This is a genomic window from Companilactobacillus alimentarius DSM 20249 (assembly GCF_002849895.1).
GTDB lineage: Bacteria > Bacillota > Bacilli > Lactobacillales > Lactobacillaceae > Companilactobacillus > Companilactobacillus alimentarius.
This window is the reverse complement of the sequence record NZ_CP018867.1, coordinates 384,847-403,514: the sequence shown is the minus strand read 5'-3', so window position 1 is coordinate 403,514 and position 18,668 is coordinate 384,847. Positions and strand designations below refer to the sequence as shown.

Annotated in this window: 16 protein-coding genes; 2 read left to right on the top strand and 14 right to left on the bottom strand. The window is 35.6% G+C overall.

Annotated features, from left to right (window positions below; genetic code table 11):
• Positions 1-143 precede the first annotated feature (143 nt).
• Genes LA20249_RS02050 through LA20249_RS02030 form a run of 5 tightly spaced genes read right to left on the bottom strand, consistent with a single transcriptional unit; the run spans position 144 to position 5,018 of the window.
• Entirely contained in the window at positions 144-1,448 is a 1,305-nt protein-coding gene (locus tag LA20249_RS02050) for a Sapep family Mn(2+)-dependent dipeptidase (protein ID WP_057739845.1), read from the bottom strand.
• Positions 1,449-1,461: 13 nt separating this feature from the next.
• Positions 1,462-2,778 carry a PTS sugar transporter subunit IIC gene (locus LA20249_RS02045; protein WP_057739366.1) on the bottom strand — a complete coding sequence of 439 codons (1,317 nt, stop codon included), beginning with the start codon at positions 2,776-2,778 and terminating at the stop codon, positions 1,462-1,464.
• A 16-nt stretch (positions 2,779-2,794) separates the two neighbouring features.
• Positions 2,795-3,319: a GrdB-related putative oxidoreductase gene (locus LA20249_RS02040; protein WP_057739365.1), complete on the bottom strand. Its 525-nt coding sequence runs from the start codon at positions 3,317-3,319 to the stop codon at positions 2,795-2,797.
• Between the two features lie 16 nt (positions 3,320-3,335).
• On the bottom strand, positions 3,336-4,052 hold the full coding sequence (locus LA20249_RS02035; protein ID WP_057739364.1) for a GntR family transcriptional regulator, LSA1692 subfamily: 717 nt from the start codon (positions 4,050-4,052) through the stop codon (positions 3,336-3,338).
• Positions 4,053-4,064: 12 nt separating this feature from the next.
• Positions 4,065-5,018: a glycosylasparaginase gene (locus LA20249_RS02030; RefSeq protein WP_057739363.1), complete on the bottom strand. Its 954-nt coding sequence runs from the start codon at positions 5,016-5,018 to the stop codon at positions 4,065-4,067.
• Positions 5,019-5,427: 409 nt separating this feature from the next.
• Here LA20249_RS02030 and guaD point away from each other — a divergent pair, with 409 nt between their 5' ends.
• Both guaD and LA20249_RS02020 read left to right on the top strand, forming a co-directional pair.
• Positions 5,428-6,729, top strand: a complete 1,302-nt coding sequence (gene guaD / locus LA20249_RS02025) for a guanine deaminase (RefSeq protein WP_057739362.1) — start codon at positions 5,428-5,430, stop codon at positions 6,727-6,729.
• Positions 6,722-8,071, top strand: a complete 1,350-nt coding sequence (locus LA20249_RS02020) for a uracil-xanthine permease family protein (RefSeq protein ID WP_057739361.1) — start codon at positions 6,722-6,724, stop codon at positions 8,069-8,071. The genes guaD and LA20249_RS02020 overlap by 8 nt, the downstream gene beginning before the upstream one ends.
• A gap of 59 nt (positions 8,072-8,130) precedes the next feature.
• On the opposite strand, the gene LA20249_RS11805 is transcribed toward LA20249_RS02020, so the two are convergent.
• From LA20249_RS11805 to LA20249_RS01975, 9 genes are all read right to left on the bottom strand, one after another.
• Complete coding sequence (locus LA20249_RS11805; RefSeq protein WP_236900095.1) at positions 8,131-8,766, bottom strand: GGDEF domain-containing protein; 636 nt, start codon at positions 8,764-8,766, stop codon at positions 8,131-8,133.
• Between the two features lie 597 nt (positions 8,767-9,363).
• Positions 9,364-10,491, bottom strand: a complete 1,128-nt coding sequence (locus LA20249_RS02010; protein ID WP_057739360.1) for a GGDEF domain-containing protein — start codon at positions 10,489-10,491, stop codon at positions 9,364-9,366.
• A gap of 131 nt (positions 10,492-10,622) precedes the next feature.
• Complete coding sequence (locus LA20249_RS02005) at positions 10,623-11,786, bottom strand: GNAT family N-acetyltransferase (RefSeq protein ID WP_057739359.1); 1,164 nt, start codon at positions 11,784-11,786, stop codon at positions 10,623-10,625.
• Positions 11,787-11,847: 61 nt separating this feature from the next.
• Positions 11,848-12,933, bottom strand: coding sequence for a DUF871 domain-containing protein (locus LA20249_RS02000; RefSeq protein WP_057739358.1), 1,086 nt, complete (start codon positions 12,931-12,933; stop codon positions 11,848-11,850).
• Between the two features lie 26 nt (positions 12,934-12,959).
• Positions 12,960-14,264 carry a PTS cellobiose transporter subunit IIC gene (gene celB, locus LA20249_RS01995; protein WP_057739357.1) on the bottom strand — a complete coding sequence of 435 codons (1,305 nt, stop codon included), beginning with the start codon at positions 14,262-14,264 and terminating at the stop codon, positions 12,960-12,962.
• A gap of 143 nt (positions 14,265-14,407) precedes the next feature.
• The gene (locus LA20249_RS01990) at positions 14,408-15,181 is read right to left on the bottom strand and encodes a MurR/RpiR family transcriptional regulator (protein ID WP_057739356.1); all 774 of its coding nucleotides are present in this window, start codon (positions 15,179-15,181) and stop codon (positions 14,408-14,410) included.
• A 139-nt stretch (positions 15,182-15,320) separates the two neighbouring features.
• Positions 15,321-16,778: a 6-phospho-beta-glucosidase gene (locus LA20249_RS01985; RefSeq protein ID WP_057739355.1), complete on the bottom strand. Its 1,458-nt coding sequence runs from the start codon at positions 16,776-16,778 to the stop codon at positions 15,321-15,323.
• 16 nt (positions 16,779-16,794) lie between these two features.
• On the bottom strand, positions 16,795-18,240 hold the full coding sequence (locus LA20249_RS01980; protein ID WP_057739354.1) for a 6-phospho-beta-glucosidase: 1,446 nt from the start codon (positions 18,238-18,240) through the stop codon (positions 16,795-16,797).
• 6 nt (positions 18,241-18,246) lie between these two features.
• Complete coding sequence (locus tag LA20249_RS01975) at positions 18,247-18,579, bottom strand: PTS lactose/cellobiose transporter subunit IIA (RefSeq protein WP_057739353.1); 333 nt, start codon at positions 18,577-18,579, stop codon at positions 18,247-18,249.
• Positions 18,580-18,668: the final 89 nt, after the last annotated feature.

Below are 18,668 nucleotides of genomic sequence, written 5' to 3'. Positions count from 1 at the left end.
ACCTATTATTGCTAACCCTTGAATACAAAAATCCCGTAATTAGGGAAAATATCCGATGAATTTTAAGAAAATAGATCGGGACTCAAAATTGAGTTCCCGACCCATTTAGTTTACGCATAGTACTACGTGTTATTTAAAAACAATTAACAGAGTTCAGACAAAAAACAATCATAATAAATCTGCATCATCATCTGCCAATCGCTATATTTTAACCATTCATCACCTTTATGAGCGATTCCTTTTTGTCCTGGAAAAGATGGACCAAACGCAACAATATTTGGCATGGCACGTGCATAGGTTGCTCCAGTAGTCGTGACTGGTGTACCATCCAATCCGGTGTCCTGCTCATAAATTTTAGAAAAATCTTGCATGTATGGTAGATTCTTATCTTTGACAACCGATGGAAAACGCCTATTAATTTTAATTAAGGATTCATTTAATAACTGAGTCTTTAATTGCGATAAAACTTTATCCTCAGAAATGGTAACCGGGTAACGCATAGATATATTGATACTAAGTTTATCAAGGTTTTTCTCCATAGAATAAAATGACAATTGCAATTTACCTGATTCCTTATCTGTAAAATCCAATCCTAGATTTTTTCCATCTACCTGATTTCCAATTTTTGAATCAATCCATTTAAATAATTCACCAGTCTGACCGCTTAATGTGGTTCCCTGTCTAATCATCATTGGCAAAACATTTTCAGCCATATCTGGGGCATTGCTAGGAGCTTTTTTACCATGAAATTCTGTTTTCTTCCCTGAAATTGAAATGAATCCATATTCAGGTATAAAACTTTTATCAAACTCACCACCAAGAGAGTCAATTTGTTCCAATGAATCATCCGTAACAGTTGTAGTTATAGTTAAATCTATTAATCCACGTTCACCATACACAATCGGAAATTTGCAATCCGGCGTAAAACCACCATATGGTGGTTTCTCTGACTCAAGATAAAATGGTATATCTTTACTTCCAGATTCTTCATCTGTACCAAACATGACTCTAATCCTTTTTTTCAAATCAATACCCTGCTTTTTGATCAAGTAAAGTGCAAAAAGGCTTGCCAGAAATGGGCCCTTATTATCTAAAACCCCTCTTCCATAAAAGAAACCATCTTTAAATGTCAAATCAAATGGTGGATATGTCCAATCATTAGTCACATCGACGACATCTAAATGTCCCAAAACTCCAAAATATTCTTTCGTCTCAGGACCGTATTCAGCCCAACCAACACTATTAGACACTTTCCCAGTTTTAAATCCTAATTTTTTAGATAATTGAATTAAGTACTCCAAAGCTCTTTTAGGTCCAACTCCAAAAGGAGCTTGATAAGTCTTATTTCCCTTCACGCTAGGAATTTGAATTAATTCGTTAAAATATTCAAGAAACTCATCTCTTGATTGGTTGAATAGTTCTTCAAAATCAGATCTTACTTTTTTCAATTTAGTCATCCCTTTAAATATTACTAAAATCAATATCCACATCATCCATTTGTGATGCAGCCGCTTCTTCATTAAGATACTGTTTGTCCAACATCTTAACAAATGGATAATAGATTAAGACCCCTAAAATTAATTCAAATAATTGCAATACTGAAGCCAACCAACTCCCCGTCGATAACCAACCAGAAATCAATGGTGGTGTTGTCCATGGCAACATTACTCCATTAGTATATGGTATCCAATGTAATGTAAAGACTATACCAGAGATTAATGTGTTCAAAACTGGCACAATGATAAACGGTATAGCAATAATTGGATTCAAAACCACTGGTAATCCAAAAATGATTGGCTCATTAATTCCAAAAATTCCCGGGACAATGGCTAACTTTCCTAATTCTCTAATACGTTTTGATTTACATACAAATAGCATAACGATCAATAAGGACAGCGTACTTCCTCCGCCACCATAAGTTGTAAAAATATCAATAAATTGTTGTGTATAGATATGTGGTAATTCGTGTCCTGTTTGAAAAGCCTTCAAATTATCCTGTGTCAACACAAAGAAAATAGGTGACCAAACACTATTAGTAATGGTTGGTCCATTGATACCAAAGCACCAAAGAAGTGAAGCCAAGAAATTATAAAGTAGTACTGATGGCAAGGAATTACCAACATTTTTCAACGGAGCTTGAAGCATTGTATAAATAAAGTTATATGCTGTACCAAAATCAGTCAAACTAAAAATAACTCTGACTAAGAAAAATATCAAAATAACAAAACCACTTGGTAATAATGCATCAAAAGACTCGCTAACTGCTGGTGGAACCCCCTCTGGCATTTTAATAGTCCAATTACGTTTAATTGCAAATCTAAATAATTCGACACTTATAAGAGCTGTAAACAAACCTAAGAAAATACCATTTGGTCCTAAATAAATTGTCTGAACAGCACCAATAGTTTTTTTACCAACTTCTACCGTTGTTGGCGTCATGATCAAAAATGAAACAATTGCTACAGCACTAGCATGAACGGCTCTTAAGCCTCTATTTTTACCATAAGAATATGAAATTCCAAAACATGCTAATAGTCCCGTAAAACTAAAGACTGAATCAGAAACAGCGCTAAACCACTCTGTCCATTTTGGACCTAGAATACCTGTCCAAAAATCACTCCAACCGGGAATTGGAAAATTACCAATTAGTAAAAAAATTGAGGTAACAATAATTAAAGGTGTAATAATTAAAAATCCATCCCGTAGAGAACGTAGAACAACATTATTTGCTAGCTTTGTTGCCACAGGCATTAGAACTTGCTCAAATTTCTTTTGCATTGAATTCATCCCCTAACTAATAACAATATTCACTAATAAAATCCGATGTATCTTCTTTATTAACTTTCCTATTGCACAATTCAATTCCATGATCAATTGAATCCTGCAGTCCAGTACCACCTTTTTTAGGCATTTTGATAATATCCAATTGATCCTTAAATTTAGCAAGCGTATTTACATTCTTTTCTTCAGCAACCATTGCTACAACCGGAATATCTGAATTGTTCTGAACTGCTGATCCTACTTCACAAGCCATTTTTGCAAAATCAGCATAATCATATGTCGGCCCAACCAATAAAATGTCTGGCTTCATTTTTTGACACATCCTAGTAATTTTACCTTGTACAATTTTGCTATTCTCTTCATAATATTTAGTTCCACAAAAAAAGGTGGCCATAACTGATGAGTCTTGCTTCTTTAAATCCTTATCTATTGTATCTGCAGCACCCATTGCCAATTTTTTACCACCTAATTCAGTATCAGACTTTTCTTTTCCACCTAGGCCTGACTGAATCTGATCCAATAAAACAATTACCTTCATGTTAATTGCCTCCAGTTTAATGTTTACGGTATAAAACATTGTGAAATGTATACTTATCAGCACGATAATATGATTCATCAAATAAAATTGGATAACCATCCGCCGAATAAGAAACCGTATGTGCCAAAAAAGCAGGTGCATTCTCTTTAATTTTTAACATCTGTGCCATTTCTTTTTCTATAGATACTGCCTCTAAATCTTGATCAGCGTATGCAATCGGGACACTCTTTTCAATGATTTCAAATAAAGATTCCTTGGCGTCATCTATTTTCATTTTAGGTACAAATTTTTTTCTTAAAAAGATTAATTCATGAGTCATTGGTGTTTTATTTATTAATCGTAATCGCTCTATTCTCCAAAAGGGCTCCTCATAATTTAAATTCAATTTCTCAATAACTTTTTTAGGCGCTCGTTTAATAGAATGAAAATCTAAAACAATAGTCCTTGAATCTAAATTTCTGCTTTTAGCAGCCTCAGTAAAACCAACCAATCCATTAATACCACTAGATATTTTAGTATGTGGTGACAAGACAAAAGTTCCTCGATTACGATCTTTTACTACCACCTCACGTCTTATTAGCTCATCAATCGACTTACGAATAGTCAAACGGGTCGTATTAAACTGTGCCGATAGATCTTGCTCCGACGGTAACTTTTGATGAATTCCATATTCACCTTCTTTTATCCTTTTTTCTAATTGGTCAGCTATCTTGCTGTAAAGATATTTTGTCATAAGAAATTCCTCTTAATTTATTGGTGCTTTAATTCTTTTTTCATATGCATCCATCCAATCTTGAGTAATCGGATTAATTCTGGTTTTATCATTTTCATCTGGGTAAGCAATATATACAGCTGCAGTCTCATGGTCGTTACCCATCGCAAAAGTGAATTCTACATTGGTTGCTACACCCCATTGACCTGATTTATTTAATGCTACCAATGAAAATTCGCCTATTTTGCCAAAATGTTTCTTCAATTTCCTTAAAAATGGATACAAGGCTTGATCACAAGCATCTTGAGGACTAATACCATTCCCCATCAAGCGAACTATTTCATAGCAAAGACATCCCTTCATAATATCTTCACCTAATCCAGTTGCAGCCGCACCACCAATGTCACTATCAACATAAAAGCCATCACCAACTAAAGCCGAATCTCCAGTTCTACCGGCCTTTTTCATAAACAATCCCGAAGTCGAGGTTCCTACTGACATTGACCCTTCTTGATCCAAACTGATCATTCCGACAGTGTCATGACCATCATATGGTGAAAGATTTTTTTCGGCAATTTCTCTTTTTCTCTTCTCCCAAATCTTTTTAGCACGCGATGTCAACATATTTTTAAGTTCAAAACCATTTTTTACCGCATATTGGGTCGCTCCATCACCAACTAAAACACTATTAAAATGCTCTTTACTTAAACTTCTGGAAACTGAAATAGGATTTTTAACATCTCTAATCCCCATTACTGCTCCAACTCCAAAAGTATCCCCATTCATAAAAGCAGAATCTAATTCAACCAAACCATCTTCATTTGGCAAGCCACCATAACCAACTGATTTAAAAAACGGATAATCCTCCACTACTTTAATGGCTGATTCAACAGTATCGCCACTTGAACCTCCGCTTTTAAGTAAATTTAATCCTTGAGAAAGGCCTTCGTAAGCCATTCTCCAAGTTCCAATCATTGCATAAGTCATTTTATCACTCCTTTGTAAGCACTTTTATAAATAGTATAGTCATGATTGTATATACAATCAAGCATAATTTTGAAATTCTTTGTAAAGAAATCTTTACAAAATGTCCTTTTTTTACGTTCCATTTAGCATTTTTAATAAAAATTTTCCAGAATATTTTTCATTTGATAAATCTAACGATTAGAAATCATCTATGACAGAAGCTCTAATTAACAGTATTTGAAAAAGAATTCAAAAATATTTTTATACCAAAAAAGTGGCCTATTCCAAAGTTTTTGGAATAAGTCATTTCAATTCTTAGCAAAATGCGAACATTTTACTATTTATTTACATTATTATTCATGTTACCCTTATAATAATAAATTTAAGGAAGTGTTAGATTATCACCTATCAAATCGTTCTTGAAGGATCAATGATTACTTCAGCGACGTTTGACAAGGCGGATTTTACACCAGATGTTCTTATATGTGTAGACCAGTCAGGTATCATTGACCGCGTAATTTCCGCTACTGATTCTGATTATCAGTCCGTCAAGCAAACCGCTAAGAATCAAGATATTCTTCATTCTGTCAAAAAGGGTAGCTATATTTTGCCCGGATTTACTGATTTACATATTCATGCTCCACAGTGGCCCCAAGCTGGATTAGCCTTAGACAAGCCGCTTTATGAATGGCTCAACACTTATACTTTCCCACTCGAAAGTAAATTTAAGGATTTGACTTTTGCTAAAAAAGTCTATCACAGTCTAATTACAGAACTACTTGCTAATGGGACTACTACAGGGTTGTTCTTCGGCACAGTCGACACAGAATCTAATCTTGTCCTAGCTAAAATTTGTGCTCAATTAGGACAACGCGCTTTTATCGGTAAAGTGGCCATGGATAATCCCAAGCAGACTCCAACTTACTATCGTGACGACTCATCTGCTACAGCCATAAATGAAACTGAAAATTTCATTAAAGCAATATTCTCTTTACAAAAAGAGACTGGCGCTGAATTGACACCAGTCGTCACGCCACGTTTTGTTCCTAGTTGTACCGCAGAAACGTTGACTGGCTTAGGTCAATTGGCTAAAAAATATAATCTCCCAATTCAATCGCATTGTAGTGAAAGTAACTGGGAAGATCAATACGCCCTTGATAATTTCCAGAAACGAGATTCCCAAGTACTTGATCAATTTGGATTATTGACCGACAAAGCCGTTATGGCACATGGAACCAAATTAACTGACGATGATCTAAACTTATTTAATCATCGACAAACTGCTCTTGCCCACTGCCCTATCTCGAATGTTTATTTCGGCAATGGTATCGCAAGAATCAAAAAAGCTCATCATTCTCAAGTAAAAGTCGGTCTCGGTACCGATATTTCCGGAGGATTCTCTCCAAGTATTTATCGCAATATGCAACAAGCCATTATGTCATCACAGATGTTAGTTGATTTAAAAGACCAATCAGCTCGCTTAACGACAGACAACGTCTTTTATCTAGCAACTATCGGTGGTGCTAAAGCTTTGCATCTCAACTCAGGACAAATTAGATCAGGCTACAAAGCTGATCTACAAATTGTTTCAGACAAATACTTTAATATCTCAATAAAACAGCCGCATGCAATCTTTGAAAGATTGATTTACCACACGACTAAAGAAGATATTCAACAAGTTTATGTATCAGGAAAACTGGTTCACAACAAGTTAGGAGAAAATAATGGATAATAATAAAAGTAATTTACTAGTTGGACCCGACGATAAAGTTGGTTTAGGCGAAGCCGGATTCTTAGGTTTACAACATGTTTTGGCGATGGACATTTACGTACCACCTATTATTTTAGCTGGTATGATGTCTATGGGTCTAGGAGACCAAATGAGTCTGTTGCAGTCAACATTCTTAGCTGCTGGTATCGGAACCATTCTTCAAACCTTTGTCTTCATGAAAATGCCTGTTTCTCAAGGACCTTCATTCGTTCCTCTAGGGGCTGCGGCTGGTGTGGTCTTAGCCTCTGGCGGTTTAAAGGGTAATGGAATGGGAACTTTAATTGGTTCCTTATTGATAGGATCGATTATCTTGATTATTTTAGGTGCCACCGGTATTTTCCAAAAAATAATCAATAAGCTGGTACCTGCTTTAGTTGGTGGAACAATTATCACCTGTGTGGGATTGTCATTGATTCCTACAGCTCTAAATAGTAATATTTTCAACGCTCCTGGTAACATTGATAAAAACATGATTTTAGCTTCTATTACCGCTTTAACACTGTTAGTTTCTGTTGGGATTAGTTTGAAATTTACTAAGGTCAAACGTTTCTTTAGAACTAGCTCCATTATTTTAGCTTTAGGTGTCGGAACAATTGTTTCAAGTATGATGGGAATGTTCGACTGGAAAACAGTTTTCAATGCTCCTTGGGTCGGCTTTCCTAAAGGCACTGTTCTCCACTGGGGTATCAATTTCTCCCCTTCAGCCATCATCACTTTTATTATCATCTATGCCGTTATCACAACTGAAACCACTGGTACTTGGTTCGCTATGGGTGCCGTTACTAATCACAAGATTACTGATAAACAATGGAACCATGGAATCATTGGTGAAGGTCTCAGCTGTATGATTGCTGCTTTACTAGGAACAACTCCAGTTACCGGATATTCAACTAACGCTGGTGTTATCTCCATCACTGGTGTCGCTAGTAAACGTGTCTTCTTATTTGCTGGAATTTGGTTCTCAGTCCTTGGATTCTTCAGTAAGTTGTCAGCTTTTCTAGCTGCAATTCCAGCTCCAGTTATCGGTGGAGTCTTCGCCATTATCACCGTAACAATTATGCTTAATGGTCTAAATGTTATTAGAGGCTTAGAAACAACCGATCGTGATCTTTATATCATCGGTATTCCTATCGTTCTAACATTAGCCTTGGTACTTTTACCAGCCAACGTTACTAAGAATGCTCCACAGATCATTCAATACTTACTAGGTTCACCTATCGCGGTAGCGGCCATTGCTGCTATCATTCTTAATCTAGTAATGCCAAAGGTCAAAGAACCTGTAAAAGAAATTAAAACAGTTTAATCAAAAAATACCAGTGACTCAAAGATTTCTGAGTTACTGGTATTTTTTGTTCTCTTTTATTATATAGCTGTAATTCTCATACGACCATTTCTCTTAGAATAATAAAGATTCCCATCTACACGCGTATAAAAATCATTCGGTTTCATATCCGCTTGAGAAATAGTTGAGACGCCAACAGATATCGAAATTGAAATATCCTGACCATTAATATTTACATCTAAATGATTCAAAGCAGCAAAGATTTCCTTAACGATCGACTTAGTGGAATCTAAATCGTATCCCGGAAAAATAACATTGAACTCTTCGCCACCAGTTCGATACAACTTCACTTTGGTATCGTTGGCATTGATTACCGTCTGTACCACATCAGCCACGTGCTTCAAGACTTTATCACCAGCCAAATGTCCATAGGTATCGTTAACTTTTTTAAAATGATCAATATCAAACATCATCATAGATAAATCCAATTTATTCTTCGCACTGCTGTCAAATAAATCGTTGATTTTAGCCTCGTAAGCAGCATAATTTTCCGTCTTAGTCAATGCATCATGATTGGCAAACTCTAATAAGCGTAACTTTAATTTACTGTCACGTAGGATCATCCCTACATAACTATAAAGTAGTGCCTCAAATATAACCAAATAGATCCATTCTTCAATAAAAGTTGCCATAGGAAAATCAAACTTAATTTTCATAAAGAACCACAACAATAAACCAAAAGAAGATCCTAAGACCATATAGTGAACAAATGAATGCTCAAGATTATGTTGTCGTCTTAATTTATTCATTAGAATATAAAAGATCATCAAAGTTATACCATGACATCACGATTCCCAATAGCCCAAGGAACCATTAAAAAACATATAAACGAGCATAATAGGGAAAATATAATAATAAGGTACTCTTATATTCAAAAAATAAGCACAAAAAATTAATCCTATTAATTGAAAATTCATAAACTGCCACGAAATCGGCGTTCCCACAAGGGTCGCTTGCATACTAAAGATGAAAATCAACATATACAAAACGCCGAAAATCGAGTTCAACAAATCATCATCTATTTTTATATTTTTGGAGTGTAACAACGTTTTGAGTCCGTCATACAAGACTTGATAAAGCGTAAAGATTCCTAACACAAAGAAAACACCTGTAACAAATGGCGAGACGTGCCATACAGCCCATGTCAAAAACGCATATACCTCCTCAAGGTAATATTCTAATTATATATATATCATTAATTTATTCTAGCACAAAAAATTTTGCTATTTCATTAATTCAGGAAATAACAAAATTTAGTCAGCCGTAATTTGCATACGACCATTATTCTTAGAATGATATAAATTGTCATCAACGCGACTATATAAATCATTCGGACGCATATCAGCCTCAGAAATAGCTGAGACCCCCATCGAAATGGAGATATTAATATCCGTTCCATTATAATTAACTTTAGTATTATTTATCGCCGCAAATATCTGTTGAACAATCACTTTAGTTGCATCCAAGTCATATCCTGGAAAGACAACATTAAATTCCTCGCCACCGGTTCGGTAGAACTTGATATGAGGATCGTTAGCGTTGATAACTGTCTGTGTAATATCTGCTACATGTTGTAGCACTTGATCGCCGGCCAAATGTCCATATGTATCATTTACATGCTTAAAGTGGTCAATATCAAACATCATCATTGAAAGATGTAAATTGTTGCGTCGACTGGTATCAAATAGATACTTCATCTTTGAATTGTAAACGGCATAATTTTCAATTTTAGTCAAAGCATCATGATTAGCAAACTCCACCGAATGGAGTTTCAATTTACTGTCACGTAAAATCATATTGACATAACTATACAATAAAATTTCAAAGATTATTAGGTAAAACCATTCCTCATAGAATGTCGCCCAAGTCAAATTAAATTTAATTTTAACAAAGAACCACATTAATCCTCCAAAACAGATACCTACTAATATATAGTTGATAAATTGAAATTTATCATTTTGAAATCTGCGAATATGGTTAAATGATTCATAACACATGATTAAGGTCCACGCGTGACACCATGACTCCCAATAACCAATTGAGGCATTAAAAATCATATAGATTAAAACAATTGGAATAAAGATTCGATAAGGCATATGAATATTCAAAAAATAAGCACAAAAGACTAAGGCTATTATTTGAAAATTCATAAATTCCCATGAAATTGTTTTTCCAACCAATGTCGATTGCATACTAAAGATAAAGATCAACATGTAGAGGACACCGAAAACAGCATTCAACCGATCGTCATCAACATTGATCTTTTTCAGATGCATTACTGACTTTAACCAATCATATAAAACTTGATAAAGCGTAAAAACACCTAAAATAAAGAAAATGCTGGTAATAAACGGCGACACCTGCCATACATGCCATGTCAAAAGATGTCAAACCTCCCATTAGTATTTCCCTCTAATAACTTTCACCCATGACAAGAATACTATAATTTTTTTATTTTTTCATTAATTATTAAAATAAAATGTATTCATTTTTTATATATCGTAATAATTAGTTAAAAATAATCAATTAATTGCGGTTTCTCGTGCCAGAACAGTTTATCTAGACTTTCAATCTTATTCAAATCACCCTTAACTTGTCCCAATTCAGCTAAAGAATTAAGTGAATGATACCCAAACATTGCTTTAGTAAGGGTCTGAATGGATAATTCCAAATCGACTCCCTCTCCGTCAGCGTTTTCTACGTTTATCTTGCCATCTTTAACTTCGACTGACCACGTATGATCATTCCATTCTAAAGTATCATTAACTTTAAAAAAGACCTTATCTAAATCTTGTTGTTGAAGTGGATAACGTTTTAGAAAATCTTCCAAATTAACGATTCTTGCCATCATGTATGGCGTTACTTGTACTGTAGCAGAATATGGATCAGATAATAAATCAGCTTTAAAATCGGGATTGGGCGATTCATAGACGAATTTCTTAAAAATGGATTGGTGTTTTGTTACAAACTTTGCTAATAGATTTTGACTAGTGGGATTAAGATTGAACCATTCATGAATATAAAATGTCTCTTCCTGATGATAATAAATTAAATAACCTATCAAATTATCTTCATTATCATAGGCCAATGCTGCTAAATAATCTGAGTGCTTATCTAACATATGCTCCCACCACCATTGAGAACGGTTAACGCCACCAAGATCCACCTGACTCGAATAAAGCTGCTTCAACTCGTCTGGAATATCACTAATTTTAACTCGCTTAACATAACCTTGATCTTGATTTTTAATTTTAGGCAAACGATCGTTTAAAATCGTTACCTGTGTGTGATCAAAAACCTGCTCATATCCAAATTGACGATAATAACCAAAAGAAAATGGTGCCAAATAAGATAACGTAACCTTATTATTGTACATGTCACTCAATGCTTGATTCAGCAATTTGCTAGCACCACCGCGACCACCAAATTCAGGAGCGCTCATAACATCCCCGATTCCATTCATTTTATAGTCAGTACCGTGAAAATTGACTTCAAAAGGAATACTGAATAAGCCACTGCCAAGCTTTTTACCATTCATTAAGCCATAGACTAAAGAATGCTCGTAGCGCTCATGAAAGACTCTCTTACGTTGAGGGGAATCTTCACGATTAAAAGAATATAGATATAAATCATAAAATTTATTAAATTCGTTTTTATCAAGCAAATATTTATTCATAATTTCCACCCCACAAAAAAAGAGCGGGCAAAACATAGTAATCCCCAACTCTTTTTTCTTTTTATTCCGTTAGCTTAAAACTACTCCAAGGTTTTATATAGTTCAATAGAAAAGCCTCATCGAAATTCAAGTGTCCAACTACGTTACGACGTCCATCGTTTTTAATATCACGCAAGGCAATTTGCGTCTCGCCTTTATATTGTCCATACTTTTCATTAACAATAATAATATCGCCACGTTTTATATCTTGAGTATCATGAGCCGGAAAGTTCCCGTCACGATACTTTACACGTGTCATTGTACTGCGCAACAAGTAGTCAGAAGCGTCACCACGATATACGTGGGTAGACTTAAGAATAACTTCTTTTTCTAAATCAGTAACATTTTGAGAAAAATCCACTTTCAGTGCCGGATATGAAGCAAAGAATGCTTCAGCAGCCTCTTGCAATTCAGAATCAGACGCATAAGTATTACCGATGATTACATCATCAACCACGCCACTTAAAAGTAAATGCTTAACTTGAGTTGAAATTGGTAAGTCACGGTCATCTTCTAAAGTTGGCAATCCATCTTGTACGGGCCATGGTCCAAAAGTTGCTTCATGTGAACTGACAAAAGCAGCTGAATGAATATTACGATCCTTAAAGAAATTCGACCACTTGATGAAGAAGTCCTCTCCTAATCCAGTATATCTTTGTGGATAGAAATTATGACAACCTAAAAGATTATTAGTATCTGGATGATATGAAAGGATATTATCTAAATAATGAGTTCCAGAGCTCATATTGATTTCAATCTTTAACCCATATGGATTACGAGTCATCTTAGCTTCTTCCATACCAGAAAAGCCTTCATCTAACCTGACGCCATATGCTCCAAGCTCTTTAAAGAATGACAGATCCTCATAACTAATATTCAATGATTTGAATAATCTAGGATTCATATCAACAATCGTTACAAAACCTAACTTATTTCCATAGGCAATTGTCTCTTTAAAACGATCAATAGTCTTATCCTTATCAACACCCAATTCCAATAAAGATGCAAATATCCGCGTATAGCCTAATTTACTAGCCGTATCAAGATACTTTTTATCTTCGGCTAAAGTTGAGTGTTCTGGATATAATGACAATCCAAGTCTTCTCAAAACGTATCCTCCAAAAATTATCTAAATTATTTTGCTTCGTTAGTTGCCTTACCTAATTCTTCAGCTAATTTATCTCTATCCATTGACTTGAAGAAGTAAACGTACATTAAAGTATCAAGCACAATGTTGATGATTTGCATTACAGAACCGGAAATATGACCAGTAGCAATAAAACCAGATAGAATTGGTGGAGTTGTCCAAGGAATGTAAACACCCATTGGTCTTGCAACCAAATTCGTAGCCATACCAACATATGTTGTTACTACGTTAATCAATGGTGTCACAATAAATGGTACCAACATCTTATAGTTCATAACAATTGGCAAACCGAAAAGAATAGGTTCATTGATATTGAAGATCGCAGGCCCAGCGACAAGTTTACCAAGTGTCTTAAGTTCTTTACTCTTAGCGGCAAAGGCTAATAACATAGCTAAACCGATTGTAGCACCAGAGCCTCCCATATGAACAAAGTTATCAAAGAATGATGTTGTAACAATGTTTGGAAGTGCTTTACCAGCACTAAAGGCTGCATGGTTAGCATTCAAAGCTGTCAACCAGATAGGCATCATAACACCGGAAACAACATTAGCACCATGGATACCAAAGATCCATAGGAATGAAACTAAGAACTCAGCAACCAAAGCACCAGGTAATGTGTTGCTTAAGTGACTCAATGGTGTTGCCAAGAAGAATGAAATGATGTTTGGAATACTTTGCATTGGTGTAGCTTCAACACCAATACGAATTACCCAAACAAGAGCTAAGACGATGAAACCTGGGAACAAAGCAGCAAATGAATTACTTACTGCAGGTGGAACTGTATCAGGCATCTTAATTGTCCAGTTCTTATGAACCATCCAGACATAGAAATCTGTAATAAATAGTCCAACAATAATAGCTGTAAATAAGCCAGCTGAATCAAATTGTGTTAATGGAATCCACAAAGCACCAGCTTTATCTGTTTTCAATGGAATGGTTAATACAAATGCACCCAATGAAACAACTGATGCGGAGATAGGATCGACTTTATAACTTTTAGCCAAGTTATAAGAAATTCCGATAACGGCAATCAGTCCCATAATATGGAACGATGCGTTAGTTGGATATTGTAAAACAGTTGCCCAATTCTTACCGAAGATACCAGCCATGAAATCTAGATAGGCTTGAATTGGAAATTGTGCGATAATCATGAAGATTGAACCAATAATGATCATTGGAACAGCCAATGTCATACCATCACGCAATGCAATCAAATGACGAGAAGAAGCAAGTTTACCAGCGAGTGGAATGACTTTTTCGTTGATAAAACTGTTGGATTTCTTTCCAGCCATGAGCAAAACCCCCTCAAAAAAATAAAATATGTTACTAAGCAGTAACACTGCTATTTGCTTACAAATATCATTGTAAACCTTTTCATTAGAATGTATATACTTTATCAAGTTAAATAATATGTTTACAAACAAAAAACATGTCACTAATCAGTGACATGTTCCGTAAATCTATTATCCACTTGGTCTACCATCTTATGATAAGCGCAATTTGAAATCTGTTCCAAAGTATAAACAATTGGTACCTGCGTTGTTACATTGATATGACCTTTTCTATTCTGAGGGGTGTCATAGGAAATAGCAAAATCAGTAATCTGATTCAAAACCGAATAAGAATTGGCAGTCAACGCTATTGTCTCTGCCCCATTCTTTTTATAGTATCTAGCCTGCTCTAAAACCTGATCAGTCTCACCAGAAATTGAAACCAAAATAAGTAACGTCTTACTGAAATCTCGATCGGAAAAGGGTTCTGGTTGAAATGGATCAATAATTGGCAACGAATAAATACCATAGCTAGAAAGAATGCTAGCTCCATACTGTGCGACGCGACCGCTGTTTCCTACTCCGAAAAATAAAACAAGATCAGCTGCATTGATCATATCTGCCGCTTGTTCAATCTTATTATCAAATGGTTCCTCGTCAGCAACCAATTGGAAAAAATTCTTAATTGGCTCCATACTTGGATCTTGTTGAGCCTTGGAGGGTTGTTTGAGACTTTGTTTCAAAGCAAATTTAAATTCAGAAAAGCCACTATAATCCATCTTTTTTAAAAATCTAAGAATAGTAGTCGTTGAGACGTGTGCCTCATTTGCCATCTCTCGAATAGTCATATTTTGAACTTCTTTAGTATGTCCAATAATATATTTATAGACGATCAATTCTAAACGATTCAGTTCATGAACTTTTTGATAAGGAAACATTTTTTTCACCGCCCTTTGCATTGGTATATATCATTTTTACTAAACTGTCTTTAGTATACATGTGACAAGTTACTTTTTCTAGAAAGAAATAAGCTGAGACAACTCTGATTTAGTTTTGTCTCAGCTTATTTTATTCGATTCAGTCTAAATCCGCTCCGTTTGAACGGATAACCTTTTGATACCAGTAGAATGAATCCTTCTTTGAACGTGCAAGTGTTCCGTTACCTTCATCATCTTTATCAACATAGATAAATCCGTAGCGCTTGGACATTTGTCCCGTTCCAGCAGAAACTAAATCAATGCAGCCCCATGGTGTGTAACCCATGAGATCTACGCCATCTTCATTAACCGCTGTAATCATTTGTTTAATGTGGGCACGTAAATAATCAACTCGGTAATCGTCATGGATACTGCCATCTGATTCAACTTTATCATATGCACCAAAACCATTTTCAACAATCATGACTGGTTTATGATAGTGTTCTGTCAACCAATTCATAGAATATCTCAAACCGATAGGATCAACTGGCCAGCCCCAATCGTTATATTTCATATTAGGATTCTTAACTGTTTCACGATCACCAACAAACTTGAATTCTGGATTATCATCGCTGTATTTAACAGTCATTGAATTGTAATAACTGAAACCAATATAATCAACAGTTCCTTCACGTAGAACTACGCGATCTTCAGCGGTAATATCTGGTCTCAAATCATGATTCTTGAAGTAAGCCTCCATACCAACTGGGTACTCCCCAAGTGCTTGAACATCAGCCCACCAGTAACGTCTTTGCATAGCTTTTTCTGCTAGCAAAATATCTTTAGGATCGGATGAAGCTGGATAAACCGGTGTGAAGTTAACCATGTTACCAATTTCAAAGTCAGGATTGATCTTGTGACCAATTTTAACTGCTAAAGCACTAGCTACGACTTCATAATGTGATGCTTGATACATCAAAGCTTCACGTTCTGCTTCTGATTCATTATCACGGAAAATCAAACCAGAGTCAGTTGCGATTGAAAAGTCATTTGTATAAGTAGTTTGATTATTGATTTCGTTGAAAGTCATCCAATACTTAACTTTATTCTTATAACGTTTGAAACAAACCTTAGCAAATTTAACAAAAAAGTCAATGACCTTACGATTTCTCCAACCACCATATTCAGTAACTAAATGATATGGCATTTCAAAATGTGACAATGTGATAACAGGTTCAATTCCATATTTCAAACATTCATCGAACATGTCATCATAGAACTTCAAACCAGCTTCGTTAGGTTCATCTTCGTCACCATTAGGAAAAATTCTTGTCCAAGCAATTGATGTTCTAAAACACTTGAAGCCCATTTCAGCAAACAATTTAATATCGCCCTTATAACGATGATAAAAATCAATTGCTTCATGATTAGGATAATTTTTCCCAGCAACTATGCCATCTGTAATTTCTCTTGGCTTTTGGTAAGCACCGGCTGTCATAATATCAGAAACACTGACACCTTTACCGTCGGCATCAAAAGCTCCCTCAAGCTGATTGGCAGCAACGGCACCTCCCCATAGAAAGTCTTTTCTTAATCCACTCTTTGTTGTTTCAGTCATACAAAAACCTCACTTATTATATGTCTAAATCTTTACCATTTGATTCAATTACTTTCTTATACCAGTAGAAAGAATCTTTCTTAGAACGCTTGAGACTACCGTGACCATCATCATCTTCATCAACATAGATCATTCCGTAACGTTTCTTCATTTCACCAGTACTTGCTGACACAAGATCAATATGACCCCATGGAGTATAGCCGAGTAGTTGAACACCATCTTCTTTGACAGCCTTTTCCATTTGCAAAATATGATCATGGAAATATTGAATCCGATATGGATCGTGAATACTGCCATCTTTTTCAACTTTATCGTAAGCGCCAAAACCATTTTCAACAATGAACAAAGGTTTATGCCAACGAGTCGTCATCCAGTTCATAGCGTAACGAAGTCCGACTGGATCAATTTGCCAACCCCAATCAGATTTTTCTACGTGAGGATTTGAAACTAAATCGTTATGTTCGTCGTAATCAAAATGAGTTTCACCAGCACGTGCTTCAGTTGTAAAGGACATGTAGTAACTAAAACCGACATAATCGACTGTTCCTGCCTTGATAGTTGCCAAATCACTGGCAGTAATATCAAGATTATAACCTTTACGTTCCCAATATTTTTGAATCCATTCGGGATAAAAGCCTAAAGCTTGAACATCACCAAAATAATAGCGATATTGCATTGCACGCTCGGCCTTCATGATATCAGCTGGCTTGGAAGTCAAAGGATAAACTGGACACATAGCAATCATTGATCCTACTTTTAGACTTGGGTCAATTTTATGTGCAATCTGAACCGCTCTAGCACTAGCAACAAATTCATAATGAGCAGCTTGGAACATTTCTTCTTCCCAGTTGTCATCTTTATTTAATTGCAAACCAGAATCTTGTAGCAATGGATGTGGATCTTTCCAATCAGTTTGATTATTGATTTCATTGAAAGTCATCCAATATTTAACCTTATCCTTATAACGTTTGAAACAAACCTCAGCAAAATGATCAAAGAATCCAATTACTTTACGGTTGCTAAAGCCACCATATTCTTTAACCAAATGATATGGCATTTCAAAATGTGACAAAGTAATTACCGGCTGAATGCCATATTTGAGACACTCATCAAACATATCGTCGTAAAATTTCAATCCCGCTTCATTAGGTTCAGCTTCATCGCCATTCGGAAAAATTCTTGTCCAGGCAATTGACGTTCTGAAACACTTCAACCCTAATTCAGCAAATAACTTAATATCCTCAGGATATTTGTGATAGAAATCATTACCCCAATGATTAGGATAAATTTCTCCATCCTTGACGCCGTCGGTTACTTTTCTAGCAACGCCCTTGCTTCCTGCGGTCATAACATCAGCGATGCTGACGCCTTTGCCGCCTTCGTTCCAGCCACCCTCTAATTGATGAGCTGCAACAGCGCCTCCCCAAAGGAAACCTTTGGGCATTTGAATTCCCTCACTCATTAATATCTAGTCTCCTTCTTTATCTAGTCTCTTGTACAAGTCAACGATTTCGCCGGCTAGGTCTCTAAAGGTAATAGCATTCATAATATGATCTTGTGAATGGACCATTAATAAAGTAACTTTTGCATGTTCACCATTTGCTTCCTTAGTTAACATATCTGTTTGTGAATTATGAGCATCAACTAAAAACTTATCTGATTCTTTTAATTTTTGATCAGCAACAGTAAAATGACCCTTCTTAGCAGCATTGATAGCTTCAAAAGCCGAACTCTTAGCGTTACCCCCATTAATAATCAATCCCATTACTGTTTGTAGTTGTTCATCATGTTCTTCAGCCATTTTAAAAATTTCCTCCTCAATTTAAGCGCTTACTTCTTCTGTAAAAAACGAAAAGGGTGCTAATATGCGCCCTTTTTTGTTCATTCATA

Bases quoted from the DNA above. Each gene is read 5' to 3' on its own strand.
- LA20249_RS02045 (WP_057739366.1), bottom strand. From the start codon at position 2,778: ATGCAAAAGAAATTTGAGCAAGTTCTAATGCCTGTGGCAACAAAGCTA.
- LA20249_RS02040 (WP_057739365.1), bottom strand. From the start codon at position 3,319: ATGAAGGTAATTGTTTTATTGGATCAGATTCAGTCAGGCCTAGGTGGA.
- LA20249_RS02035 (WP_057739364.1), bottom strand. From the start codon at position 4,052: ATGACAAAATATCTTTACAGCAAGATAGCTGACCAATTAGAAAAAAGG.
- LA20249_RS02030 (WP_057739363.1), bottom strand. From the start codon at position 5,018: ATGACTTATGCAATGATTGGAACTTGGAGAATGGCTTACGAAGGCCTT.
- guaD (WP_057739362.1), top strand. From the start codon at position 5,428: ATGATTACTTCAGCGACGTTTGACAAGGCGGATTTTACACCAGATGTT.
- LA20249_RS02020 (WP_057739361.1), top strand. From the start codon at position 6,722: ATGGATAATAATAAAAGTAATTTACTAGTTGGACCCGACGATAAAGTT.
- LA20249_RS11805 (WP_236900095.1), bottom strand. From the start codon at position 8,766: ATGAAAATTAAGTTTGATTTTCCTATGGCAACTTTTATTGAAGAATGG.
- LA20249_RS02005 (WP_057739359.1), bottom strand. From the start codon at position 11,786: ATGAATAAATATTTGCTTGATAAAAACGAATTTAATAAATTTTATGAT.
- celB (WP_057739357.1), bottom strand. From the start codon at position 14,264: ATGGCTGGAAAGAAATCCAACAGTTTTATCAACGAAAAAGTCATTCCA.
- LA20249_RS01990 (WP_057739356.1), bottom strand. From the start codon at position 15,181: ATGTTTCCTTATCAAAAAGTTCATGAACTGAATCGTTTAGAATTGATC.
- LA20249_RS01985 (WP_057739355.1), bottom strand. From the start codon at position 16,778: ATGACTGAAACAACAAAGAGTGGATTAAGAAAAGACTTTCTATGGGGA.
- LA20249_RS01980 (WP_057739354.1), bottom strand. From the start codon at position 18,240: ATGAGTGAGGGAATTCAAATGCCCAAAGGTTTCCTTTGGGGAGGCGCT.
- LA20249_RS01975 (WP_057739353.1), bottom strand. From the start codon at position 18,579: ATGGCTGAAGAACATGATGAACAACTACAAACAGTAATGGGATTGATT.